The following is an 18,988-nucleotide window of genomic DNA, read 5'->3' as shown; positions in this document are numbered from 1 at the left end:
TTTTTGTCAGGCCGCTTTGGGGCGGACGCCGCCGTCAGCCGCCGGCAAATCAGCTCAAATCTGAGTGACTCCCCATCCGCCATGCGACGGCCAGCGTGCGCCACCGCACGCTGGCCGTGCATCGCTTGCTTGTTTATCCGCCGTTTCCCCTAATCTGCTTCTTGAACCGCCCACTTCAGGAGGACAGCCCCATGACTACCCACGCCCACATCACGCCCGAGCCCGACATGCCCCCGCCCGAGCCGGAAAAAGATCCGCCGCCGGACAATATGCCGCTGCCCGACCAGGCGCCGATCGAAGAGCCTCAGCCCAAGCAACCGCCGATCAAGACCTGATTTTCAACAGTGACAAAGTGTGATTGTTGTTGCTCGATGGATACATATTTTAAACTTTGTGTTGTCCGTCACACCGGCGTCATCAAAGAGTTTCTATAATTTAGTCAGGTCATCGTTTTTCCTCTCACGGAGAGCATCATGGGCAATTCCTTACACAACAAAATCTACCTCGGCCGTCGTAGCGTCGCCTTTAGTGCGAAGCGTGTCCAAGCCCTGATTTGTGTAGCGGCGTTTGCCACCATCGGCCTGATTTGGCTGGCGATTCGAGCGTTGTGATTCACACTTTATTCTCGTTTTGAAGCGGCCATGCCGCCTCCGGTCGCGTGCCGGAGGCGTGGGAGAGGCGCATTTTCTTGCCGTCGCTCCGCCGGGCGCGTACCATGAGGGCCGCAGCAGTCTCTTATGGAAAAAATGGCAATGAAGAACGAGAAATTAACGCAAGACGAATACAACGCACTCGATGAAGTGAAGCGTGGCATCAAGGGCGAGCGCGTCAGCGCCTGCGTCGGCCGCAACACCAAGCGCCTGGCCGGCCTGAAGCTGTTCAGCATCGCCAAGAACGGCCGCATTTCCCTCACCGACAAGGGCGAGGAACTGTTGTTCCTGCGCCGCTGCGTGTTGGGCTTGCGCGCCATCGAAGCCGATCCGGCCAGCCCGATCGATGCCGACGTCGCCCTGTTCCTGGGCAAGAAGTCGCACATCGTGCCGCGCGCCGAAGGCGGGTTCGCAATTAGCGACAAAGGCAAGGAGTCCTTGGCGGATATCGCCAGCCAGGGCTTGTAATACAAAAAAACGCTCCGCCGGAGCGTTTTTTTTGCGTTATTGTAGAGCTATAAAACAAAACAAGAAGAGACCCTCCAGCCGCCATGAGATTGCGCACCCTGCAGAAGTTCCGGAAACTGTTCGGCATTCTCGTCGCAGCGGTCGCTGCGGTGCTGCTGTTGGTATCGCTGTTTGTTGCCCATGTGCTGCAGGTCAGCCAGGAGCGCTACTACGCCAACGCCGCCGAAACGGCGCACAATCTGGCGGTCTCGCTGGAAAACTTCCTGCACTCGCATTTCGAAGAAGTCGACCTGGCCATGCGCCGCGCCGGCGTCGAGTTCCGTACCATGCACGAGGCCGGCCGCTTCGACGACGAGAGGTTCAGCGCCTACCTGCGCACGCTGCGCGAGCGCATCCCCAACGCCCAGGCCGTGCGCGGCTCGGACGCTGCCGGCCGCGTGATCTACGGCGAACAGATCGACACCGCCCATCCGCAAGACCTGACCGTCCGCGAATTCTTCCCGCGCGCCCAGGTCGAGCACGACCTGATTGTCGGCCTGCCGGTCAAGTCGCGCATCAGCGGCGAATGGGTGCTGCCGCTGGTCTATCCGCTGGCCATGCCGGACGGCAGCTTCGGCGGCACCGCCTACGCGCTGATGAACAGCTCGCGCCTGACTACGCTGTTTTCGTCGCTGAACGTCGGCCCCAACGGTTCCATCCTGCTGCTGGACGACCGCCGCCGCGTGCTGCACCGCTATCCCTTTGTCGAAGACATGGCGATCGGCACCACCATCAAGGTGTCGCCGCAAACCCAGACCATCCTGGAAGAGCACCAAAAGGGCGACACCTTCACCGTGTTCAGCGCGCGCGACAACCGCGAGCGTACGCTGAGCCTGGAGCGCATCGGCAGCTATCCGATCTACGTGGTGGTGGGGCTGGCCAGCGACGATTTCCTGGCGCCGTGGCGCAAGGAGGTGCGCAATGCCGTGATCTTCCTCGGCCTGTTGCTGGCGTTTGCCGTGGCGCTGCTGGCCGGCGTGTGGTACGCGATGCGCAAGCAGTACCAGTCGGTGGTGCAGCTGTTGGAGACCGACCGCGCGCTGCAGGCGTCGATGGCGCAGCTGACGGCGTCGGAATCGCGCTGGCGCTCGCTGACCGAGGGCCTGCCGCAAATGGTGTGGACCGTCACGCCCGAACTGCGCCTCGATTTCATGAGCCACCATTGGGAGCGCTTCAGCGGCGTGCCGGCGGAGCGGCTGCTGGCGGCCGGCGACTGGTCGCCGGTGTTGCATGCGGACGACCGGCCGGCGCTGCTGGCCGAGTGGCAGCGCGCGCAGGCCAGCGGCGGCGCCTTCCGCTGCGATTGCCGCTTGCTGCGCTACGACGGCGTGTGGCGCATCTTCGACAACCACGCCTTGCCGCAGAAGGACGCCGAGGGCAGGCTGCTGGGCTGGGTCGGCAGCAGCACCGACCACACCGAGGCGCGCGAGGCGCACGAGGCGCTGCTGCTGGCGAAGGAGGCGGCCGACCAGGCCGGCCGCGCCAAGTCCGATTTCGTCGCCAACATGAGCCATGAAATCCGCTCGCCGATGAACGCGGTGCTGGGCATGCTGCAACTGCTGCAGCAGACAGAAATGAGCGAGCGCCAGCAGGATTACGCGGCCAAGGCCCATGCGGCCGCCAGCGCCTTGCTGGGCCTGCTCAACGACATCCTCGATTTCTCCAAGGTGGAGGCGGGCAAGCTGGCGCTCGATCCGCATCCGTTCCGGCTCGACAAACTGTGGCGCGACCTGGCGGTGATTTTGTCGGCCAATGTCGGCGCCAAGAACATCGAGGTGCTGTTCCACATCGACCCCCAACTGCCGGCGCTGGTGGTGGGCGACGCGTTGCGGCTGCAGCAGATCCTGCTCAACCTGGCGGGCAACGCCATCAAGTTCACCGAACGGGGCGAGGTGGTGCTGTCGGCGCGGCTGCTGGCGCGCAGCGAGCATGCGCTGTCGGTGGCCTTCGCCATCCGCGACTCCGGCATCGGCATTTCGGAAGAACAGCGCTTGCGCATCTTCGACGGATTTTCGCAGGCCGAGGCATCGACCGCGCGCCGCTACGGCGGCACCGGCCTGGGCCTGGCGATCAGCCAGCGCCTGGTGCGGCTGATGGGGGGCACGCTGGGCGTCACCAGCGTGCTGGGGCAGGGCAGCGTGTTTGAATTCATCATCGATCTGGGCGTGGCGGAGGCGCAGCCGGAAGCGCAGGCCGCGCCGTCCGATCAGACCTCGCTGAGCGGCTTGAGCTGCCTGGTGGTGGACGACAATCCGACCGCGCGCATGGTGCTACGCGAGATGGCGCTGTCGTTCGGCTGGAAGGTCGATGTGGCCGAGGGCGGCCACGAGGCGCTGGTGGCCGTCGGCGAACGCGTGGCGCGCAACGAGGCTTACGACGTTGTCTTCATCGACTGGCGCATGCCGGCGCTGGACGGCTGGGAAACCAGCTGCCATATCCGCCGTCTGGCGCCGCCGGGCAAGCTGCCATTGATCGTCATGGTGACGGCGCACGACCGCGAACTGCTGGCGCAGCGCCATCTGGAAATGGAACCAGTGCTGGACGGCTTTGTCGTCAAGCCGGTGACGGCCTCGATGCTGTTCGACGCCGTGGCCGACGCGCGCATGGAGCAGCGCGCGCCGCTGGCCGCCGTCGCGCTGCCGTCGATGCGGCGGCTGGCGGGCCTGCATCTGTTGCTGGTGGACGACAATCCCGCCAACCAGCAGGTCGCCAGCGAGTTGCTGAGCAATGATGGCGCGGAGGTCGAGGTCGCCAGTTCGGGCGCGATGGCGATCGCCGCCGTGTCGCGTCCCGGGCCGCTGCCGGACCTGATCCTGATGGATATCCAGATGCCGGAGATGGACGGCTACGAAGCCACGCTGGCGATCCAGCGCAAGCTGGGCGTGAAGGCGCCGCCCATCGTGGCGATGACGGCCAACGCCATGCCCGCCGACCGCGTCGCCGCGCTGGACGCGGGCATGGTCGACCACATCGGCAAGCCCTTCGATCTGGCGCAACTGATCGCGGTGATATTGAAGCATGCGCGGCGCGATGGTGCAGTGCCGATGGCCGGTGTTGCTGCTGTCACCGCAGCGGCCGCCAGCGTCACAGCCGCGACCGCCGTGGCGACTGGCGCGGTGCCGCTGCCGGAAGCCGGCATCAACAGCGCCGCCGCGCTGAAGCGTCTGGGCGGCCTGCATTCGGTCTACCTGATGGCCTTGCGAAGTTTTGTAGGGGAGGCGGGGCTGCTGTCGGGGCAACTGCAAGCGGCCCGCACCGATGACAACGCCGGCGCGGCATTGCCATTGCTTCATACGCTCAAAGGACTGGCTGGCACGGTGGGCGCCGACCGCCTGGCAGGCTTGGCGCAACTGGCCGAACTCGCGCTGAAAGCCGACACCGGCACAGCGGCCTGGGATCAACTGTCCCTGATGCTGGACGCCATCCCCGGCGTGCAGGACGATGTCGAACACCTGGTGCGTCAGCTGGACCCCGCCGGCGTCTGACGTTTCTGGAGGTCTGTATGGGCTCGGTCAATTTATTTAACTATGGCATTCCGATCCTGGGGGCGCTGGTGGCCATCCTGAAGTTGCGGCAGCTGACGATCGGGCATCGCGCGCACGCCCGCGTGGTGCGGGCCAACCAGCGGCGAGCCATGGAAGAGATGCGGAAACTTCGCCGCATCTGGTTTTTTGACACAGGCAACGATCTATTGCCCGATTCCAAATTTTGTCACAGCAAAACGTACAACATACGATAACTATTAATTCAGCAAGAGCGGAACGATGGTAGAAGTTAATGCGCCCGTTCCGACCCTTACTACAAAGTTTGCAGTAGTGCTATTTGTGAACGTATCCCCGTCATGTGTGACTGTATAAGCATATTGCCCAGCAGCACTTTTTGCTGGGATGGTCACTTTAACAGCCGGGTTTTCGCATCCCTCATACGTAATACCATTTGACAGCCATTGGCTTACGGTGACGCATGTTACAGGGCCGGAAAAATACGGCGTAGTTAATTGACTTCCAGCATAAAGCTTGACTGGGAAATACAACATGTAGCATTTCACTGGCGCGCAAACCTGATAAAAATCAGATTTCACGAGTACCCTTCCGACAAATTTCACATCGACGGTGGTGGTCGCATTCGGTTTCGCGACAGGAGAACTTGGTACCACAGTCATCGACGCGGCATATACCGAGCCGGTCGCCAATATGCCAAGCAAAATGCTAAGCGCCTTGATCGCCGATCGACGGGCTTTAATATTAAAAATTTCAAAAATTCGCATAAGATGCTTCCTAATATTTCGCAGTCACCAATGACTGAATTCACGTTGACATTTTCTTTTACGTGGCGGCCTCAAAACAATCGCGCCATCTCCTCTAAGGATAAAGATTGGCGCGACTGAATTAGCCGACGCTACACGAAATAGGAAATGCGATCAGTTAGGAAACGAGAACGAAACGCCAGCCGCACTTTCGCGGTCGCCCCAAACGTCGCAATTGCCCGTGCCGGCTACATTGACGATCAAGCCTTGCGCTTGTGCGGCGAGGATCGACGCGATCATTGCTTTGCCCGCTGCGCTGTTATTGTCGATGGCGAATTCATTGCTTGTGGCGCAGGCCGCACGGCCCGAGATCGTGCCAACGTTAAACGCCCACAGCGCGGCGCGAGTAGCGTTGACTGCGACGACCTTTCCAGCGGCGGAGCCGGCATATGCATTGAACGAGAACAGGGACAAGGCTGCAGCGGTGGTCAAGAGGGCAGCGCGGAATTTGGATGTAGTGGTCATAGATAATGGGTCTAAAGTTGTTCCATGGTTATCAAATCAAGGCCTCCGTCATAATCAGCGTCCGGAGGATCGAAGTGCAAGCAAGAATGGAGGGGACATTAACAGACGATGAATGCCAAGCCCGCACGTTCACGCTTATCGCAGCCAGTAACTTCAGCAGCAATGATTGACATATTAGACAACATTTCATTTTTTGAAAAGAAAAACTTTTATTTTTTTGCAAGAAAAATAGATCACGGTGAAGCGGTTCGTCGCCCCTTTCCCCACCTCGTTATACACACCTCTTGAGCGCCCCCATTTCACGTAGCGTACGTATCGTTTCCGCCGCCACGTAAACATCCTTCGATCCGAGCCAGATCGTCTTGACGCCGGGCTCGCCATCGCTCTTTCGGGCGAGGAAGCCGCCGAGGCAGGCGATCTGGCGCAGGACGTCGTTCAGGCACGGCTTGGCCGGTGGCGTCTTTTTGCGAAACAGCGCCAAGGCCCGTTCAAGCTGCGTGATCGAGCCCAGTTGCAGCGCCTCGACGCGGCAGGCGTTCTTGAGCACGTCGAACAACATTTCGACTTCCCAGCGCGCGCGATACCAGTCGATCAGCTCGACGACCGCCTCGGGCGTGGCGGTCTCGCGGTTGGTCAGCAAACGCCATTCGATGGGCTTGACGCCGTCCGGCGCGTCGATCTCGCGCGCGATCACGCAGGTGGCGATGACGCTCTTGTCTTTACCCGCAGAAAGGGCCACCGTGCGCGTCCATGAAAAAATCTCGGATTGTCACGTCAGCTTATCCACGCAAAAACAAAGGGCTGGCACAAGGCCAACCCTTTGAGTTCAACGCCGCATACACCGCCGGGCCTCCCGTCAGCCCAACACGGCACCTAGCGGATTACTGCGGCTGGAAGCCGTCCGCACTGATTTGCAGCTCGGTCACTTCGCCATAGGTCTTGGCGATATCACGAATGGCATCGGCTTTCCCCACCAGCACGGTTTGCAGCTTGGTGCGTGGGAAGTGCTTGTCCACCAGCGCCTTGGCGCGTTCCGGCGTCAGGCTGTCCACATCCTTCATGAAGTTGTCGATCTGCTCGCGGCCCACCTTGGACGCGTACATATCGCCCAGCAAGCCAGCCAGCTGCTCGCTGGTCTCGTAGCGCGGCGGGAACTGGCCCTTGACGTAGGCCTTGGCCGATTCCAGCGTGGCCTTGTCGATGCCCTTGTCCCACAGACGCTGGTAGGTCTTGTGCGCCAGCGCCAGCGCCGCTTCGGTCTTAGGCAGCGCGGTGAAGCTGGAGATGGCGAAGGTGCCGGTCTGCGACAGCGTCGCGAACTCGCTGCGCGCACCGTAGGTCAGGCCCGAGTTGACGCGCAGCTCGTCGTTCAGCCACGACGTGAAGCGGCCGCCGACGATGGTGTTGAGCACTTGCAGCGGCACGTAGTCCGGATCGTTGCGGGCGATGCCCACGCCGCCGATCAGGAAGGTGGTTTCGATCGCGTCCGGCTTGTTGACCAGCCACACGCGCGCCTTGTCGGCCTGCACCTTGCCGTTGTCCTGCTGCGGCAGCGCCGGGCCGCTGGCTTTCCACGCGCCGAACAGCGATTCGATCTGCTTGCGCATCTCGGCCGCCTGGAAGTCGCCGACCACGATGATGGCCGCATTGTCCGGACGATAGTAGTGCTGGTAGTAACCCTGCACGTCGCTCTGCTTGAGCGCGCTGACGCTGCTGACCGTGCCGCTGGCCGGGATCGCATACGGCGAGGTGCCGAACAGCATGGCCTTGTAGTAGTTGCCGACCACATTGCGCGGCGCTTCCTTGGCCTGCTTCAGGCCGTTGACCTTGCGGTCGCGCAGCTTGACCAGCTCGGCTTCGTCGAAACTCGGCTGCTGGATGATCTCGGCGAACAGCGGCAGCAGCGTGGCGCTGTCGGCGCGGGCGAAGTTGGCTTGCACAGTGCTGGCCTCGGTGCCGGCGCCGCCGGCCAGGCGGGCGCCGCGGAAGTCGAAGGCCTGGTCAATGGCGGTCTTGTTGTGGGCTTTGCTGCCCAGCAGCAGGGCGTCGCCGGTCAGGTTGGACAGGCCGGGCTGCTTGGCGTCGTTGACGGCGCCGGCCTTGACCACGGCGCGCACCGAGATCAGCGGCACTTCATGGCGCTCCATCAGGTAGACGGTCAGGCCGTTGGGCAGGGTGACGGTGTCGAAGGCCGGCAGGCGGAAATCGGCGGCGCCGGCCAGCGGCGCGGCGGCCATGGTCGCCAGCACGGCGGCGGCCATCACAGTTACTTTGGTGCTCATGTAATCAATCCTCCTTCGCAGCCAGCACGCCGACGGTGCGCTGCGATTTTTTCAGGTATTTGGCGGCGACGGCCTGGATATCGGCCGGCGTCAGTTTTTCGTAGGCGGCCGGGGCGTCGAACATTTTCTTGTAGTCGCCGAAGAACACCTCGTAGTTGCCCAGCTGCTGGGCCTTGCCGTTGATGGTTTCCTGTTCGCGGTACAGGTTCAGCAGCTTCTGGTTCTTGACCTTTTGCAGCTCGTCGGCCGATACGCCGTCCTTGAGCAGGCGATCCACCTCGGCCAGCAGCGCTTGTTCCAGCTGGGCCGGCGCCGTCTTGGCGGTGGCCACGGCCGACAGGTAGAGCAGGCCGGGGTCGAAGCCGTCCATGCTGCTGGCGCTGACCTGGGTGGCCAGCTGCTGCTCGACCAGCGCCTTGTACAGGCGCGAAGTCTTGCCGTCGCCCAGTATGCTTTGCAGCACTTCCAGCGCGTAGTAGTCGGCGCTGTTGGCGGCCGGGATCTTGTAGGCCACCACCAGGTTGGCCGAGGTGGCCGATTCCTTGGCGACGAACACGCGGCGTTCGCCTTTCTGCTCAGGCTCGACGGTGCGCACGGCCGGCGGCAGCGCGCGCTTCGGAATGCCGCCGAAGTATTTGGTGGCCAGCTTCTTCACCTCGTCGGTCTTGACGTCGCCGACGATCACCGACACCGCGTTGTTCGGCGCGTAGTAGGTGGTGAAGTAGCGCTGCAGGTCGTCCTGGGTCCAGGCCTTGATGTCGGACTCGTGGCCGATCACCGGCCACGAATACGGGTGGGCCTGGAAGGCGACGCCGTTGATTTCCTCGTGCAGCGCGCGGATGTTGGAGTTCTCCAGGCCGGTGCTGCGCTCGGACAGCACCACGCCGCGCTCGCTGGCGACCATTTTCGGGTCGATCGACAGGTGGGCGATGCGGTCGCTTTCCAGCGTGAAGATGGTCTCCAGCGACGAGGCCGGGAACCAGTCCTGGTACACGGTCAGGTCGTTGCTGGTGTAGGCGTTGTTGGAGCCGCCCTTGGCTTCCATGGTGCGGTCGAACATTTTCGGGCCGAAGTTTTTCGAGCCGTTGAACATCATGTGCTCGAAGAAGTGCGACAGGCCGGTGATGCCGGGCGCCTCGTTGCGCGAGCCGACCTTCCAGAACGTGTACATATTGGCGTTGGGGATGGTGTGCGACTCCAGCACGATGAACTTCATGCCGTTGGCCAGCGTGAAGGTGTGGACCTCGTCAGCCGTGACGGCGTGGGCGGTGGCGGCCATGCCGAGCATGACGCTGGCGGCCAGGACTTTCCATTTCATGAGTGCTCCTTTGTGCGTGAAGCGCAAAGCATACGATAAACTTAGTTGTTTTTGATAACTATTTGCGCATGACGTCATGAGCGGATAGCATGGAGAAAACAACTACGGAGTATGCAATGGAAAAACCGATGAGCTGGACCGCCCATGAACTGAGCATGACCGTGCTGATGACGCCGGACATGGCCAATTTTTCGGGCAACGTCCACGGCGGCACCATCCTCAAGTACCTGGACAGCGTGGCCTACGCTTGCGCCAGCCGCTATTCGGGCAGTTATGTGGTGACGCTGTCGGTGGACCAGGTGATGTTCCTGCAGCCGATACACGTGGGCGAGCTGGTCACTTTCCTGGCCTCGATCAACTACACCGGCCGCACCTCGATGGAGGTGGGCATCCGCGTGGTGACGGAAAATATCCAGCAGCGTCTGGTGCGGCACGCCAATAGCTGCTACTTTACGATGGTGGCGGTGGACGAGAGCCGCAAGCCGGTCGAGGTGCCGGCGCTGGTGCCGGAAACCACCGAACAGAAACATCGCTGGGACCAGGCCCTGCTGCGCAAGCAGGCCCGTCAAATGGTGCATGGAGCGCGCAAAGCCTGAGGAGGCTGTATGGAAATGAAACGCATCAATGCCGGCAAGCTGCGCGCCATCGGGTACGATGCGCGCGACCGCATGCTGCGGGTGGAGTTCGACGACGGCAGCGCCATCGATTACTCCGGCGTGGGCAACGAGGTGTGGCGCAAGCTGTCCACATCGGGCGCCGCGTGGAGCTACTACCGCGATAATATCGAGGATGAATTCACCGGACGGCGCGACGTGGTGCGCAAACCCACCAGCCGCGCCGACCTGGAAGACCTGTTCAAGCCGCCCGGCGGCGATGCCATTTAACCTTAACTGTCTTTATGCTCACTGAAAACGTCCTGGAAAGTTCCGCAGTATTGTCCGACCAACTGGCTTACGTCGTCCGGACGTCGCCGGTGCATGGACGCGGCGTGTTCGCCAACCGCGACATCGCGGTCAGCGAATGCGTGATCGAATACACGGGGCGCGAGATCCCGTGGTCGGAGGCGCTGGAGCGCGCCGCCGCGCAGAACATGCCGCACAACCATACCTTCTTCTTCAGCCTGGCCAACGGCAACGTCGTCGACGGCGGCGATGGCGGCAACGAGGCGCGCTTCATCAACCACTCGTGCGAGCCGAACTGCCAGGCCATCGAGGACGAGGGCCGCATCTACATCTACGCGCTGCACGACATCCGCTGCGGCGAAGAGCTCAGCTATTCCTATCCGCTGATCTACGAAGGCCGCCACACGCCGGCCATCAAGCGCTCCTTCGCCTGCCACTGCGGCGCGCCGGGCTGCACCGGCACCATGCTGGAGCCCAAGAAGCGGCGCCGTAGCTGATGCAGCATCCGATGCTGGACTATTGGGATATCACGGCGCGCCTGGCCATTGCGCTGCTGTTCGGCTGCATCATCGGCCTGGAGCGCAATCTGCGCGGCAAGCCGACCGGCATGAAGACGCTGGGCCTGGTCGCGCTCGGCGCCGCGCTGGTGACGATGGCCAGCATGGAGTTCGCCTCGATGGACAGCGAGTACGGCCGCGACGCCCTGAGCCGCGCGGTGCAGGGCGTCATCACCGGCATCGGTTTCCTTGGGGCCGGGGTGATAGTCTTCCATGCGCAGTCGTCCAAGATCAAGGGCCTGACCACGGCCGCCTCGATCTGGGTGACGGCGGGCATAGGCATTGTGTGCGGCATGGGCGCGTGGCGTGTCGCCGGCATCGGCTTGATCCTGGTGATGCTGCTGTTCCTGCTCGGCCACCCGCTGGAGCGCATGCTGCACAAGCGCTGGCTGGGCAAAAGCGAGCACGAGCGGGCTGAAATCGACTTGCACGACGAATAGCGCGCAAGCGCGTCCTCAGCCCTCAGGCAGTGATGGCCGCCGGGTTGGCCAGGTGCCTGCCCTCGGCCAGCATCTGTTCGAAAACATCCCCCGGCACCGGCTGGCTGAAGTAATAGCCCTGGATTTCATCGCAGCCGTGCAGCCGCAGGTATTCCAGCTGGGCCGCGGTCTCCACGCCCTCGGCGATCACGCGCAGCTTGAGGTTGTGCGCCAGCGCGATGATCGACACCACGATGGCCGCCTCGTCATCCGCGCCGATGTCGCTGACGAAGGAGCGGTCTATCTTCAGCACGTCGATCGGGAACTTGCGCAGATACGAGAAGCTCGAATAGCCGGTGCCGAAATCGTCGATCGACAACGCCAGCCCCAGCGCCTTGAGCTTGTGCAGCAGCTCCACCGCCAGCGCCACGTCGTTCATGAACAGGCCCTCGGTCAGCTCGATGTCCAGGCAGGACGGCGGCAGGCCGGTCTGCTCCAGCACTTCGGCGATGGACGCCAGCAGCTTGGGCTCGCCGAACTGGCGCGGCGACAGGTTGACCGCGATCCGCAGCGGGCCATGGCCCGCATCCTGCCAGGCCTTGGCCTGCGCGCAGGCGGTGCGCAGCACCCAGGCGCCGATCGGCACGATCAGCCCGGTCTCCTCGGCCAGGCCGATGAAGCGGTACGGCGCCACCATGCCCAGCTCGGGGTGCCGCCAGCGTATCAGCGCCTCCATGCCGACGATGCGGCCGCTGCGCATGTCCACCTGCGGCTGGTAGTGCAGGATGAACTCGTCGCGCTCCAGCGCGCTGCGCAGCGCCGTCTCGATGCGCACCCGCTCCAGCGCCTCCTCGTTCATGGCCGGCTGGTAGAACTGGGTGTTGTTGCGGCCGAGCTTCTTGGCGCGGTACATGGCGATGTCGGCATGCTCGATCAGCCGCTGCGCCGGCGAGCCGTCCGGCTCGTAGACGGCGACGCCGATCGAGCAGGTGACGAAGAATTCCTTGCCCTCCAATAGCACCGGCTGCGCCACCGCCCGCATGATGCGCTGCGTGACGTCCAGCGACAGCGCCTCGTCCGGGTACTCGGTCAGGATGGCGACGAACTCGTCGCCGGACAGCCGCGCCACGGTGTCGCTCTCGCGCACGCTGTCCTGCAGGCGCTGGGCCACCGTCTTGAGCAGCAGGTCGCCGGCCTTGTGCCCCAGGCTGTCGTTGACGAACTTGAAGCGGTCGAGGTCGATCAGCATGACCCACAGCGGAATGCCGCTGCGGTTGGCGAAGGCGGTCGCCTGGGTCAGCCGGTCCTGCAGCAGCACGCGGTTGGGCAGGCCGGTCAGCACGTCGTGGTGGGCGATGTGGTGGATGCGCTGCTCGGACAGCTTGCGCTCGGTAATGTCGGTGCCGGTGCCGCGATAGCCCTTGAAGCCGCCGTCCTGGTCGAACAGCGGCTCGCCGCTGATGCTGAACCAGTGCAGCTGGCCGTCGGTGCCGGGCAGCGCGTATTCGAAGTTGAGGAAGGGCAGGTGGGCCTCCAGCAGCGCGATGTGGTCCTGGCCCCAGCGCGCCTGCGCCATTTCCGGATGCTGCTCCCAGCGCGTCTTGCCGATGAAGCCGGCCGGGTCCTGCTTGCCCTTGTCGAAGAAGCCGCCGGTGATGCTGGTGAAGCGGAACTCGTGGTCCTGCTCCCAGTACCAGTCGGACGACAGCGCCAGCAGGCGGCGGAAGCGCAGCTCGCTTTCCTGCAGCGCTTGCTCGGTGCGCTGGCGGACCGCCACGTCCTCGTTCAGGCGCTGGTTGCTCAGCTGCAGATCGCGGGTGCGCTCGTCGACCAGGCGCTGCACCCGCACCGAGCGCCGCGCCAGCGAGTTGACGAAGGCCGCCGTCAGCAGCGAGAACAGCAGGCCGCCGGTCAGCGTCGACAGCGAACCCAGGTGGCTGGACAGGAAGGGCCGTGGCAGCGGCGTCACCTGCACGTGCCAGGCCTTGCCGGCGGCGTTGAAGGTGCGGGTGTAGACGTCGTGGTAGTCGAAGGCCAGCCAGCGCTGCAGCGGCTTGGCGGCCGCCTCCTGCTCCACCGGCTGGCCGTGGCGGTAGATCAGGTTGTCCGGCCGCACGTCGTCGCCGACATACACTTGCACCACCAGCGAGGTATCGTCCAGCAGCTCGGCGGCGTACAGGATTTTGTGGATCAGGTCGGTCGAGCGGATGACGGCGCCGGTGTTGCCTATCCAGGCCGCGCGCCGCTGCTCCGCCGTGACCGTCTGCGCGCCCGCGCGGTAAACCGGCATCAGCAGCACGAAGCCTTTCTGGTTGCCGCGTTCCTGCGCCAGCCGCAGCAGCGGCGTGGCCATGGTCTGGCCGGCCGCCACCGCCTGCCGCACGGTGTTGGACATCGGCCCCAGCGACATCACGTCCAGCCCGAACGCGGCCTCGTTGCCCTGCATCGGTTCCAGATAGTCGACCACCGCGTGCAGCGGCCGCGCCGTCAGCGGCAGGTTGCCGCCGTCGTGGATGCGGTAGCCGGGGTAGCGGCCGCGCAGTTCGGCCTCATGGCGCCGCGCGCCCTCGTCGTCGAGCACGCGGTGGTAGTTGAAGGCCTGCACAAAGGGATAGCGCGCCAGCAGCGGCCGCGTGAAGTCGCCGAACTGCTCGCGGCTGACCGGCCCCACCGACTTGAACAGGTCGTTGATGATGGTGACGAGTTCGAGCGTGTCGTCCAGGCCGCGGCGGATGGCGGCCGCGCGCACCTGCGCGCGCTGCTGGAAGCTCAGTTCCAGCTTGCCATACTCCAGCGCGCTGACCGCGACGAACAACATGCCGGTGACGGCCAGGCCCGTGATCAAGGTCAGCGTCGCGGCCAGCGAGATCGAGGGGGACTTGAAGGACGGCGGCATGCGGCGCTTTCTAGTGGGACGGCGGGCTGGCGGACGATGCTAGTGTGTCATAAGTCATGCCTTTGCAACAGTAATTTGGGCGGGGACGGTGGCGGCGTTTGTCTTATACAAACCACGCCCGTACCGTCTTTGCCGGCCGGATTGATGTTATATTGCCATGTCCCCGGCGCCGCAGGAGCATTCCTCATGAAGCAGGCCCATGGTATTACCCGTCGCAGTTTCCTGGCGCGCATAGCGCGTACCGGCGGCGCCGCCGCAGCGTTTGCCGCGCTCGACGCGCTGGGCGGCGCCAGCCTGGCCTGGGGCGAGGACCGCGCCTACCGCGGGCCGCCGGTGCTGCCCGGCGGATTGGGCAAGGGCAAGCGCGTCACCATCCTCGGCGCCGGCGTGGCCGGCATGACGGCGGCCTACGAGCTCGGCAAGGCCGGCTTCGCCTGCACCGTGCTGGAAGCGCGCCACCGCCCCGGCGGCCGCAGCTGGACCATACGCGGCGGCGACCGTTTCGAACAGGCGGACGGCGTGCAGCAGGCGCGCTGGCCCAAGGCGGCGCATCTCTACCTCAATCCGGGGCCGGCCCGCATCTCGCACCACCACCGCGCGGTACTGGGCTATTGCCGCGAGTTCGGCGTGCCGCTGGAAATCATGATGAACGATAACCGCGCCGCCTGGCTGCAGGACGACCAGGCCTTCGGCGGCAAGCCGGTGCAGGCCAGGCAGGTGCTGGGCGACAGCCACGGATATTTCGGCGAGCTGCTGGGCAAGGCAGTCGCCACCGGCCGGCTGGACCAGGAGCTGAGCGGGGAGGACCGCGAACGGCTGCTGGCCGCCATCGCCACTTTCGGCGATTTGCAGCGCGACGGCCGCTACACCGGCACGGCGCGCAGCGGCTACAGCGCGACGCCGGCGCCCGGCCTGCCGCACGGCACGGTGCGCGCGCCGCTGCCGCTGTCCGAGCTGCTGCGCGCCGACTTCTGGCAATTCAAGGCGGCCTTCGGCGAGGACTTCGACCAGGCCGGCACGATGTTGCAGCCGGTGGGCGGCATGGACCGCTTCCCGGCGGCCTTCGCCCGGCGGCTGGGCCACGCGATCCGCTACGACACGCTGGTCGACGAGATCCGCAAGACGGCCAACGGCGCGCGCGTGGTCTGCCATCACGGCGGCGCCCGCAGCGTGATCGACAGCGACTATGTGATCTGCACCTTGCCGTTGACGGTGCTGCGCGACATTCCCAACGATTTCGCGCCGGCCTACCGGGAAGCCATCGCCGAGGTGGAGTACGCGCGCTCGGCCAAGACCGCATTCTATGCGCCGCGCCGCTTCTGGGAGCAGGACGAGGGCATCTACGGCGGCCTGTCGTGGACCAGCCGCGACGTCACGCAAATCCTCTATCCCTCGCACGGCATAGGCCAGGCCGACGGCGTGCTGGTGGGCTCCTACTGCTTCGGCGCCTTTCCCGGCGACGACATGGGCCAGTACCCGCTGGCCGAGCGCATCGAGAAGGCGCTGGCGGCGGGCGAGGCCATCCACCCCGGCTACCGCAACATGGTGCGCGACGGCGTCAACATCGCCTGGCCCAAAGTGCCGCACAGCCTGGGCTCGTGGGCCGAATGGAAGCCGGAGCAGTTCGACACCGTCTACCGGCTGTTGCAGCAGCCGGACGGCGTGATGTATTTCGCCGGCGAATACCTGGGCTACCTCAGCTCGTGGCAGGAGGGGGCGGTGCTGTCCGCCCACCATGTCATCGGGCAGCTGGCGGCGCGGGTGCGCGCCTGATTTTTTCCCTGAAAGGATGACCATGACGATGACCATCAACCGCATACCAGGCCTGCTGGCCGCCGCCCTGAGCCTGTCGCTGGCCTTGCCCGCCGCCGCCCAGACCAGGGTGCAGCATATCCAGAGCGCCGACAGCGGCATCGCCAACGCCGTGTGGGCCGGCGACACGCTGTACGTATCGGGCAAGCTGGCCAAGTCCTTCGACGGCGACACCCGCGCGCAGACCGCCGACGTGCTCAGGCAGTTCGAGGCCACGCTCCGCGAGCAGGGCCTGGGTATGGGCGACGTGGTGCAGATGCGGGTCTACCTGGTGGCGGACGCCGCCGGCAAGCTGGATTTCGCCGGCATGAACGAAGCCTACAAGGAGTTCTTCGGCACGGCGGCCCAGCCCAACAAGCCGGCCCGCGCCACGGTGCAGGTGGCGGCGCTGGTGGTGCCCAAGGCGCTGGTGGAGATCGAAGTGGTGGCGGTGCGCGGCAAGCCCGTCAAATAGAGGGCGTCAGGCCGGGCCGTTCCAGCGCATGCGCAGCACGATCCAGTGCGCCAGCAGCCGGTTGAGGATGGCGAAGCCGAGGCCATGGCTGCGCGCCACCCGCTGCTGCATCGCCAGCGCCGGCGACGGCTTGCCGCCCTTGACCGCGAACAGGATGCGGTTGTTGCCGGCGATGCCGCGGAACCAGCAGATGCGGCCCTGGAAGGTCTCGCGCAGGCGCCGCAGCATGGGGCCGTACTGCGGATCGTAGCTGAAGATATTGGCCACCATCACGCCGCCCGGCCGCAGCGCGCGGCGGCAATCGGCATAGAAGGCGGCGCTGCCCAGCGCCGGCGGCAGGCCTTCGGCGTCGAAGCCGTCCACCAGCATCACGTCGGCGGCGCCGGCCAGGCTGGCCATGTAGTCGGTGGCGTCGGCCTGGATGATGCGGAAGCGGGCGTCGTCGCGCGGAATGGCGAACTGCTCGCGCAGCGCGATGACGTCGGCGCGCAGCTCCAGCACGGTGATGCGGCTGTGCGGCAGGTAGCGGTAGCAGAACTTGGCCAGCGAACCGCCGCCCAGCCCGACCATGACGATGTGTTCGGGCCTGGGGTGGAACAGCACGAAGCACATCATCGCGCGCGCATAGCTGAGCACCAGATCGTCCGGCCGCGACAGCCGCATCTCGCTCTGGACCATGCCGGGCTGGAATTCCAGCAGGCGTTTGTCGCCGCGCGTGTGGACTTGCGGGCGGCGATCGGGCGGGGAGGACGTGGTCAAGTTGGCGGTATTGTGGATTTACAGGGTCAATTTATAGTAGCATGCCCGCCAGCGCGCCACATTGCATTTACAGACGGAAAAATTGTAGGTACATTGGCGATAGCACCGGCCAGCCCCTCCGGCGGCCTTCATGGAGACAGATACGATGTTTTTAGACCACCCTACGCTTACCGCCACCAACAGCTTCACCGAGCCTGACCGCCTGGAGCGGCTGACCCGCGTCTACGGCTACGTGGTGGCGCTGGCCGACATGGCCGGCAAGCAGTCCTTTATCGAAAAGGTCAGCCAGCTGCACGACCACAAGGGTACGCTGATCGTGTTCTGGCACGACGCGCCTTCCGAGGACGAGAAAGCCTACTTCTCCCAGGCCTGGGCCAGCAAGATGGGCGACGGCAGCACCAACGTCGAGCACGAGGTCTGACCCGCGGCAGGTCATGGATATAAAAACTTTGGTACTGGCGCTTGCGCTGGGCAATCTGAGCCTGTGCGCGGCGCTGTTCTTTTTTGAGCAGGAGCGCCGCCGCGCCGGCCTGGCGGCCGCCAGCACCACCTGGGGCATGGCCAAGCAGTTCCAGGCCGTGGCCTGGGGCTTGCTGTACCTGCGCGGCACGCTGCCGGACTTCCTCACCATCCCCCTCGCCAACGCCTTGCTGTTCACCGGCTTCGCGCTGGACGCCTCCGCCCTGTGGGAGCAGGCCGGCCGCCGCGTATGGCGGCGCTACCTGCTGCCGGCGCTGGGCGCGGCCATCGGCGTGTTCACCGGTGCCTGGCTGCTGGACATGCCGGCCGCCGAACGCATCGCCATCGCCTCGCTGGTGATCGGATTCTTCTTCATCGCCGGCGCCGCCGCGCTGGGCCGGGGCTGGAGCGCCGGCACGCTGCTGCGGCGCTACCTGGTGCTGTCGTCGCTGCTGCTGGCGCTGGCCGTGATGGCGCGCGGCCTGCTGTCGGCGCTGCTGCCGGACGGCTGGAGCTGGGTCAGCCCGGCGCTGATACAGGGCGTCGGCATCGCCGCCCTGTACCTGATGATGCTGGTCAGCGCCTTCGGCTATCTGCTGCTGACCCGCGAAAAGCAACAGGCCGAGCTGGACCGCCTGGAAGTGGTGGACGCGCTGACCGACGTGCCGAACCGGCGCGGCTTCTACCAGACGCTGACGCCGTGGATCGCGCTGGCGCGCCGGCCCGGCATGCCGACCTCGCTGATCATCCTCAATCTCGACCATTTCAAGCGCGTCAACGACAACTACGGCCATCCGGTGGGCGACAAGGTGCTCAAGGCCATGGTCGACGTCTGCAAAAAACAACTGCGCGACAGCGATTTGATGGGCCGCCTGGGCGGCGCCGAATTCGCCATCCAGCTGCCGCGCACCTCGCTGGAAGACGCCATCATGGTGGCCGAGCGCATCCGCCTGGCCGTCGCCGCGCTGCCGGTGAAGGCGGAAAAAGCCGTCATCAACATGACCGCCAGCCTGGGCGTGACCACCATCCGCGCCGACGACACCACCGTCAGCCTGTTCAAGCGCGCCGACGAGGCGCTGCAGGAGGCCAAGCAGGCCGGCCGCAACCGCGTGGCCGAGGCGCAGACCGGCGCCGGGGCGCTGGAAGCCTGATTTGCCACACCCTGTCATCAGCAGGTAACAAACTGCGCTTATCGTGATTAT

The 18,988-nt window shown here is 64.7% G+C and carries 19 protein-coding genes and 1 pseudogene; 13 read left to right on the top strand and 7 right to left on the bottom strand.

Features of this window, described 5'->3' with window-relative positions:
* Window positions 1–191: 191 nt before the first annotated feature.
* The 5 genes from DUGA2_RS34020 to DUGA2_RS12515 all read left to right on the top strand — a co-directional run bounded on the left by DUGA2_RS34020 (window position 192) and on the right by DUGA2_RS12515 (window position 4,896).
* On the top strand, window positions 192–335 hold the full coding sequence (locus tag DUGA2_RS34020; protein WP_168167467.1) for a hypothetical protein: 144 nt from the start codon (window positions 192–194) through the stop codon (window positions 333–335).
* 138 nt (window positions 336–473) lie between these two features.
* On the top strand, window positions 474–611 hold the full coding sequence (locus DUGA2_RS34015) for a hypothetical protein (protein ID WP_008447073.1): 138 nt from the start codon (window positions 474–476) through the stop codon (window positions 609–611).
* Between the two features lie 141 nt (window positions 612–752).
* On the top strand, window positions 753–1,118 hold the full coding sequence (locus DUGA2_RS12525) for a hypothetical protein (protein WP_008447075.1): 366 nt from the start codon (window positions 753–755) through the stop codon (window positions 1,116–1,118).
* Window positions 1,119–1,201: 83 nt separating this feature from the next.
* The gene (locus tag DUGA2_RS12520; RefSeq protein WP_070269581.1) at window positions 1,202–4,642 is read left to right on the top strand and encodes a response regulator; all 3,441 of its coding nucleotides are present in this window, start codon (window positions 1,202–1,204) and stop codon (window positions 4,640–4,642) included.
* Window positions 4,643–4,659: 17 nt separating this feature from the next.
* Window positions 4,660–4,896: a hypothetical protein gene (locus tag DUGA2_RS12515; RefSeq protein ID WP_070269580.1), complete on the top strand. Its 237-nt coding sequence runs from the start codon at window positions 4,660–4,662 to the stop codon at window positions 4,894–4,896.
* 3 nt (window positions 4,897–4,899) lie between these two features.
* Here the strand turns inward: DUGA2_RS12515 and DUGA2_RS33465 are convergent, their stop codons facing one another.
* The 5 genes and pseudogenes from DUGA2_RS33465 to DUGA2_RS12495 form a co-directional block, all read right to left on the bottom strand.
* Entirely contained in the window at window positions 4,900–5,424 is a 525-nt protein-coding gene (locus DUGA2_RS33465) for a hypothetical protein (RefSeq protein WP_141753249.1), read from the bottom strand.
* 153 nt (window positions 5,425–5,577) lie between these two features.
* Entirely contained in the window at window positions 5,578–5,928 is a 351-nt protein-coding gene (locus tag DUGA2_RS12510) for a hypothetical protein (RefSeq protein WP_070269579.1), read from the bottom strand.
* A 271-nt stretch (window positions 5,929–6,199) separates the two neighbouring features.
* Window positions 6,200–6,679, bottom strand: a pseudogene (locus DUGA2_RS12505) (IS4 family transposase); the annotation flags it as partial.
* Window positions 6,680–6,809: 130 nt separating this feature from the next.
* Window positions 6,810–8,210 (bottom strand): pitrilysin family protein, encoded by a 1,401-nt coding sequence (locus DUGA2_RS12500; protein WP_070269578.1) that lies wholly within the window; start codon window positions 8,208–8,210, stop codon window positions 6,810–6,812.
* 4 nt (window positions 8,211–8,214) lie between these two features.
* Entirely contained in the window at window positions 8,215–9,528 is a 1,314-nt protein-coding gene (locus DUGA2_RS12495) for a pitrilysin family protein (protein WP_070269577.1), read from the bottom strand.
* A 116-nt stretch (window positions 9,529–9,644) separates the two neighbouring features.
* Here DUGA2_RS12495 and DUGA2_RS12490 point away from each other — a divergent pair, with 116 nt between their 5' ends.
* The 4 genes from DUGA2_RS12490 to DUGA2_RS12475 are packed head-to-tail and all read left to right on the top strand — an operon-like array spanning window position 9,645 to window position 11,427.
* Entirely contained in the window at window positions 9,645–10,124 is a 480-nt protein-coding gene (locus tag DUGA2_RS12490) for an acyl-CoA thioesterase (protein ID WP_141753247.1), read from the top strand.
* Window positions 10,125–10,133: 9 nt separating this feature from the next.
* On the top strand, window positions 10,134–10,412 hold the full coding sequence (locus DUGA2_RS12485) for a KTSC domain-containing protein (protein ID WP_070269576.1): 279 nt from the start codon (window positions 10,134–10,136) through the stop codon (window positions 10,410–10,412).
* 14 nt (window positions 10,413–10,426) lie between these two features.
* Window positions 10,427–10,927 carry an SET domain-containing protein gene (locus DUGA2_RS12480; protein ID WP_070269575.1) on the top strand — a complete coding sequence of 167 codons (501 nt, stop codon included), beginning with the start codon at window positions 10,427–10,429 and terminating at the stop codon, window positions 10,925–10,927.
* Complete coding sequence (locus tag DUGA2_RS12475) at window positions 10,927–11,427, top strand: MgtC/SapB family protein (protein ID WP_373994832.1); 501 nt, start codon at window positions 10,927–10,929, stop codon at window positions 11,425–11,427. The genes DUGA2_RS12480 and DUGA2_RS12475 overlap by 1 nt, the downstream gene beginning before the upstream one ends.
* Window positions 11,428–11,449: 22 nt before the next feature.
* On the opposite strand, the gene DUGA2_RS12470 is transcribed toward DUGA2_RS12475, so the two are convergent.
* Window positions 11,450–14,302, bottom strand: a complete 2,853-nt coding sequence (locus DUGA2_RS12470; protein ID WP_070269574.1) for an EAL domain-containing protein — start codon at window positions 14,300–14,302, stop codon at window positions 11,450–11,452.
* Window positions 14,303–14,488: 186 nt separating this feature from the next.
* On the opposite strand from DUGA2_RS12470, the gene DUGA2_RS12465 reads away from it, so the two are divergent.
* Together DUGA2_RS12465 and DUGA2_RS12460 are read left to right on the top strand one after the other, a co-directional pair.
* On the top strand, window positions 14,489–16,075 hold the full coding sequence (locus tag DUGA2_RS12465; RefSeq protein WP_070269572.1) for a flavin monoamine oxidase family protein: 1,587 nt from the start codon (window positions 14,489–14,491) through the stop codon (window positions 16,073–16,075).
* Between the two features lie 22 nt (window positions 16,076–16,097).
* Window positions 16,098–16,568 carry a Rid family hydrolase gene (locus DUGA2_RS12460; protein ID WP_141758671.1) on the top strand — a complete coding sequence of 157 codons (471 nt, stop codon included), beginning with the start codon at window positions 16,098–16,100 and terminating at the stop codon, window positions 16,566–16,568.
* 6 nt (window positions 16,569–16,574) lie between these two features.
* On the opposite strand, the gene DUGA2_RS12455 is transcribed toward DUGA2_RS12460, so the two are convergent.
* Complete coding sequence (locus DUGA2_RS12455) at window positions 16,575–17,327, bottom strand: transferase spermidine synthase (RefSeq protein WP_070269571.1); 753 nt, start codon at window positions 17,325–17,327, stop codon at window positions 16,575–16,577.
* Window positions 17,328–17,472: 145 nt separating this feature from the next.
* Here DUGA2_RS12455 and DUGA2_RS12450 point away from each other — a divergent pair, with 145 nt between their 5' ends.
* Window positions 17,473–17,748, top strand: coding sequence for a hypothetical protein (locus tag DUGA2_RS12450; RefSeq protein ID WP_070269570.1), 276 nt, complete (start codon window positions 17,473–17,475; stop codon window positions 17,746–17,748).
* Window positions 17,749–17,761: 13 nt separating this feature from the next.
* Window positions 17,762–18,937, top strand: coding sequence for a GGDEF domain-containing protein (locus DUGA2_RS12445; RefSeq protein ID WP_070269569.1), 1,176 nt, complete (start codon window positions 17,762–17,764; stop codon window positions 18,935–18,937).
* Window positions 18,938–18,988: the final 51 nt, after the last annotated feature.

This window comes from Duganella sp. HH101, from assembly GCF_001758795.1.
Classification (GTDB): Bacteria; Pseudomonadota; Gammaproteobacteria; order Burkholderiales; family Burkholderiaceae_D; genus Rugamonas; species Rugamonas rivuli.
This window is presented reverse-complemented; position numbering and strand designations above follow the sequence as displayed.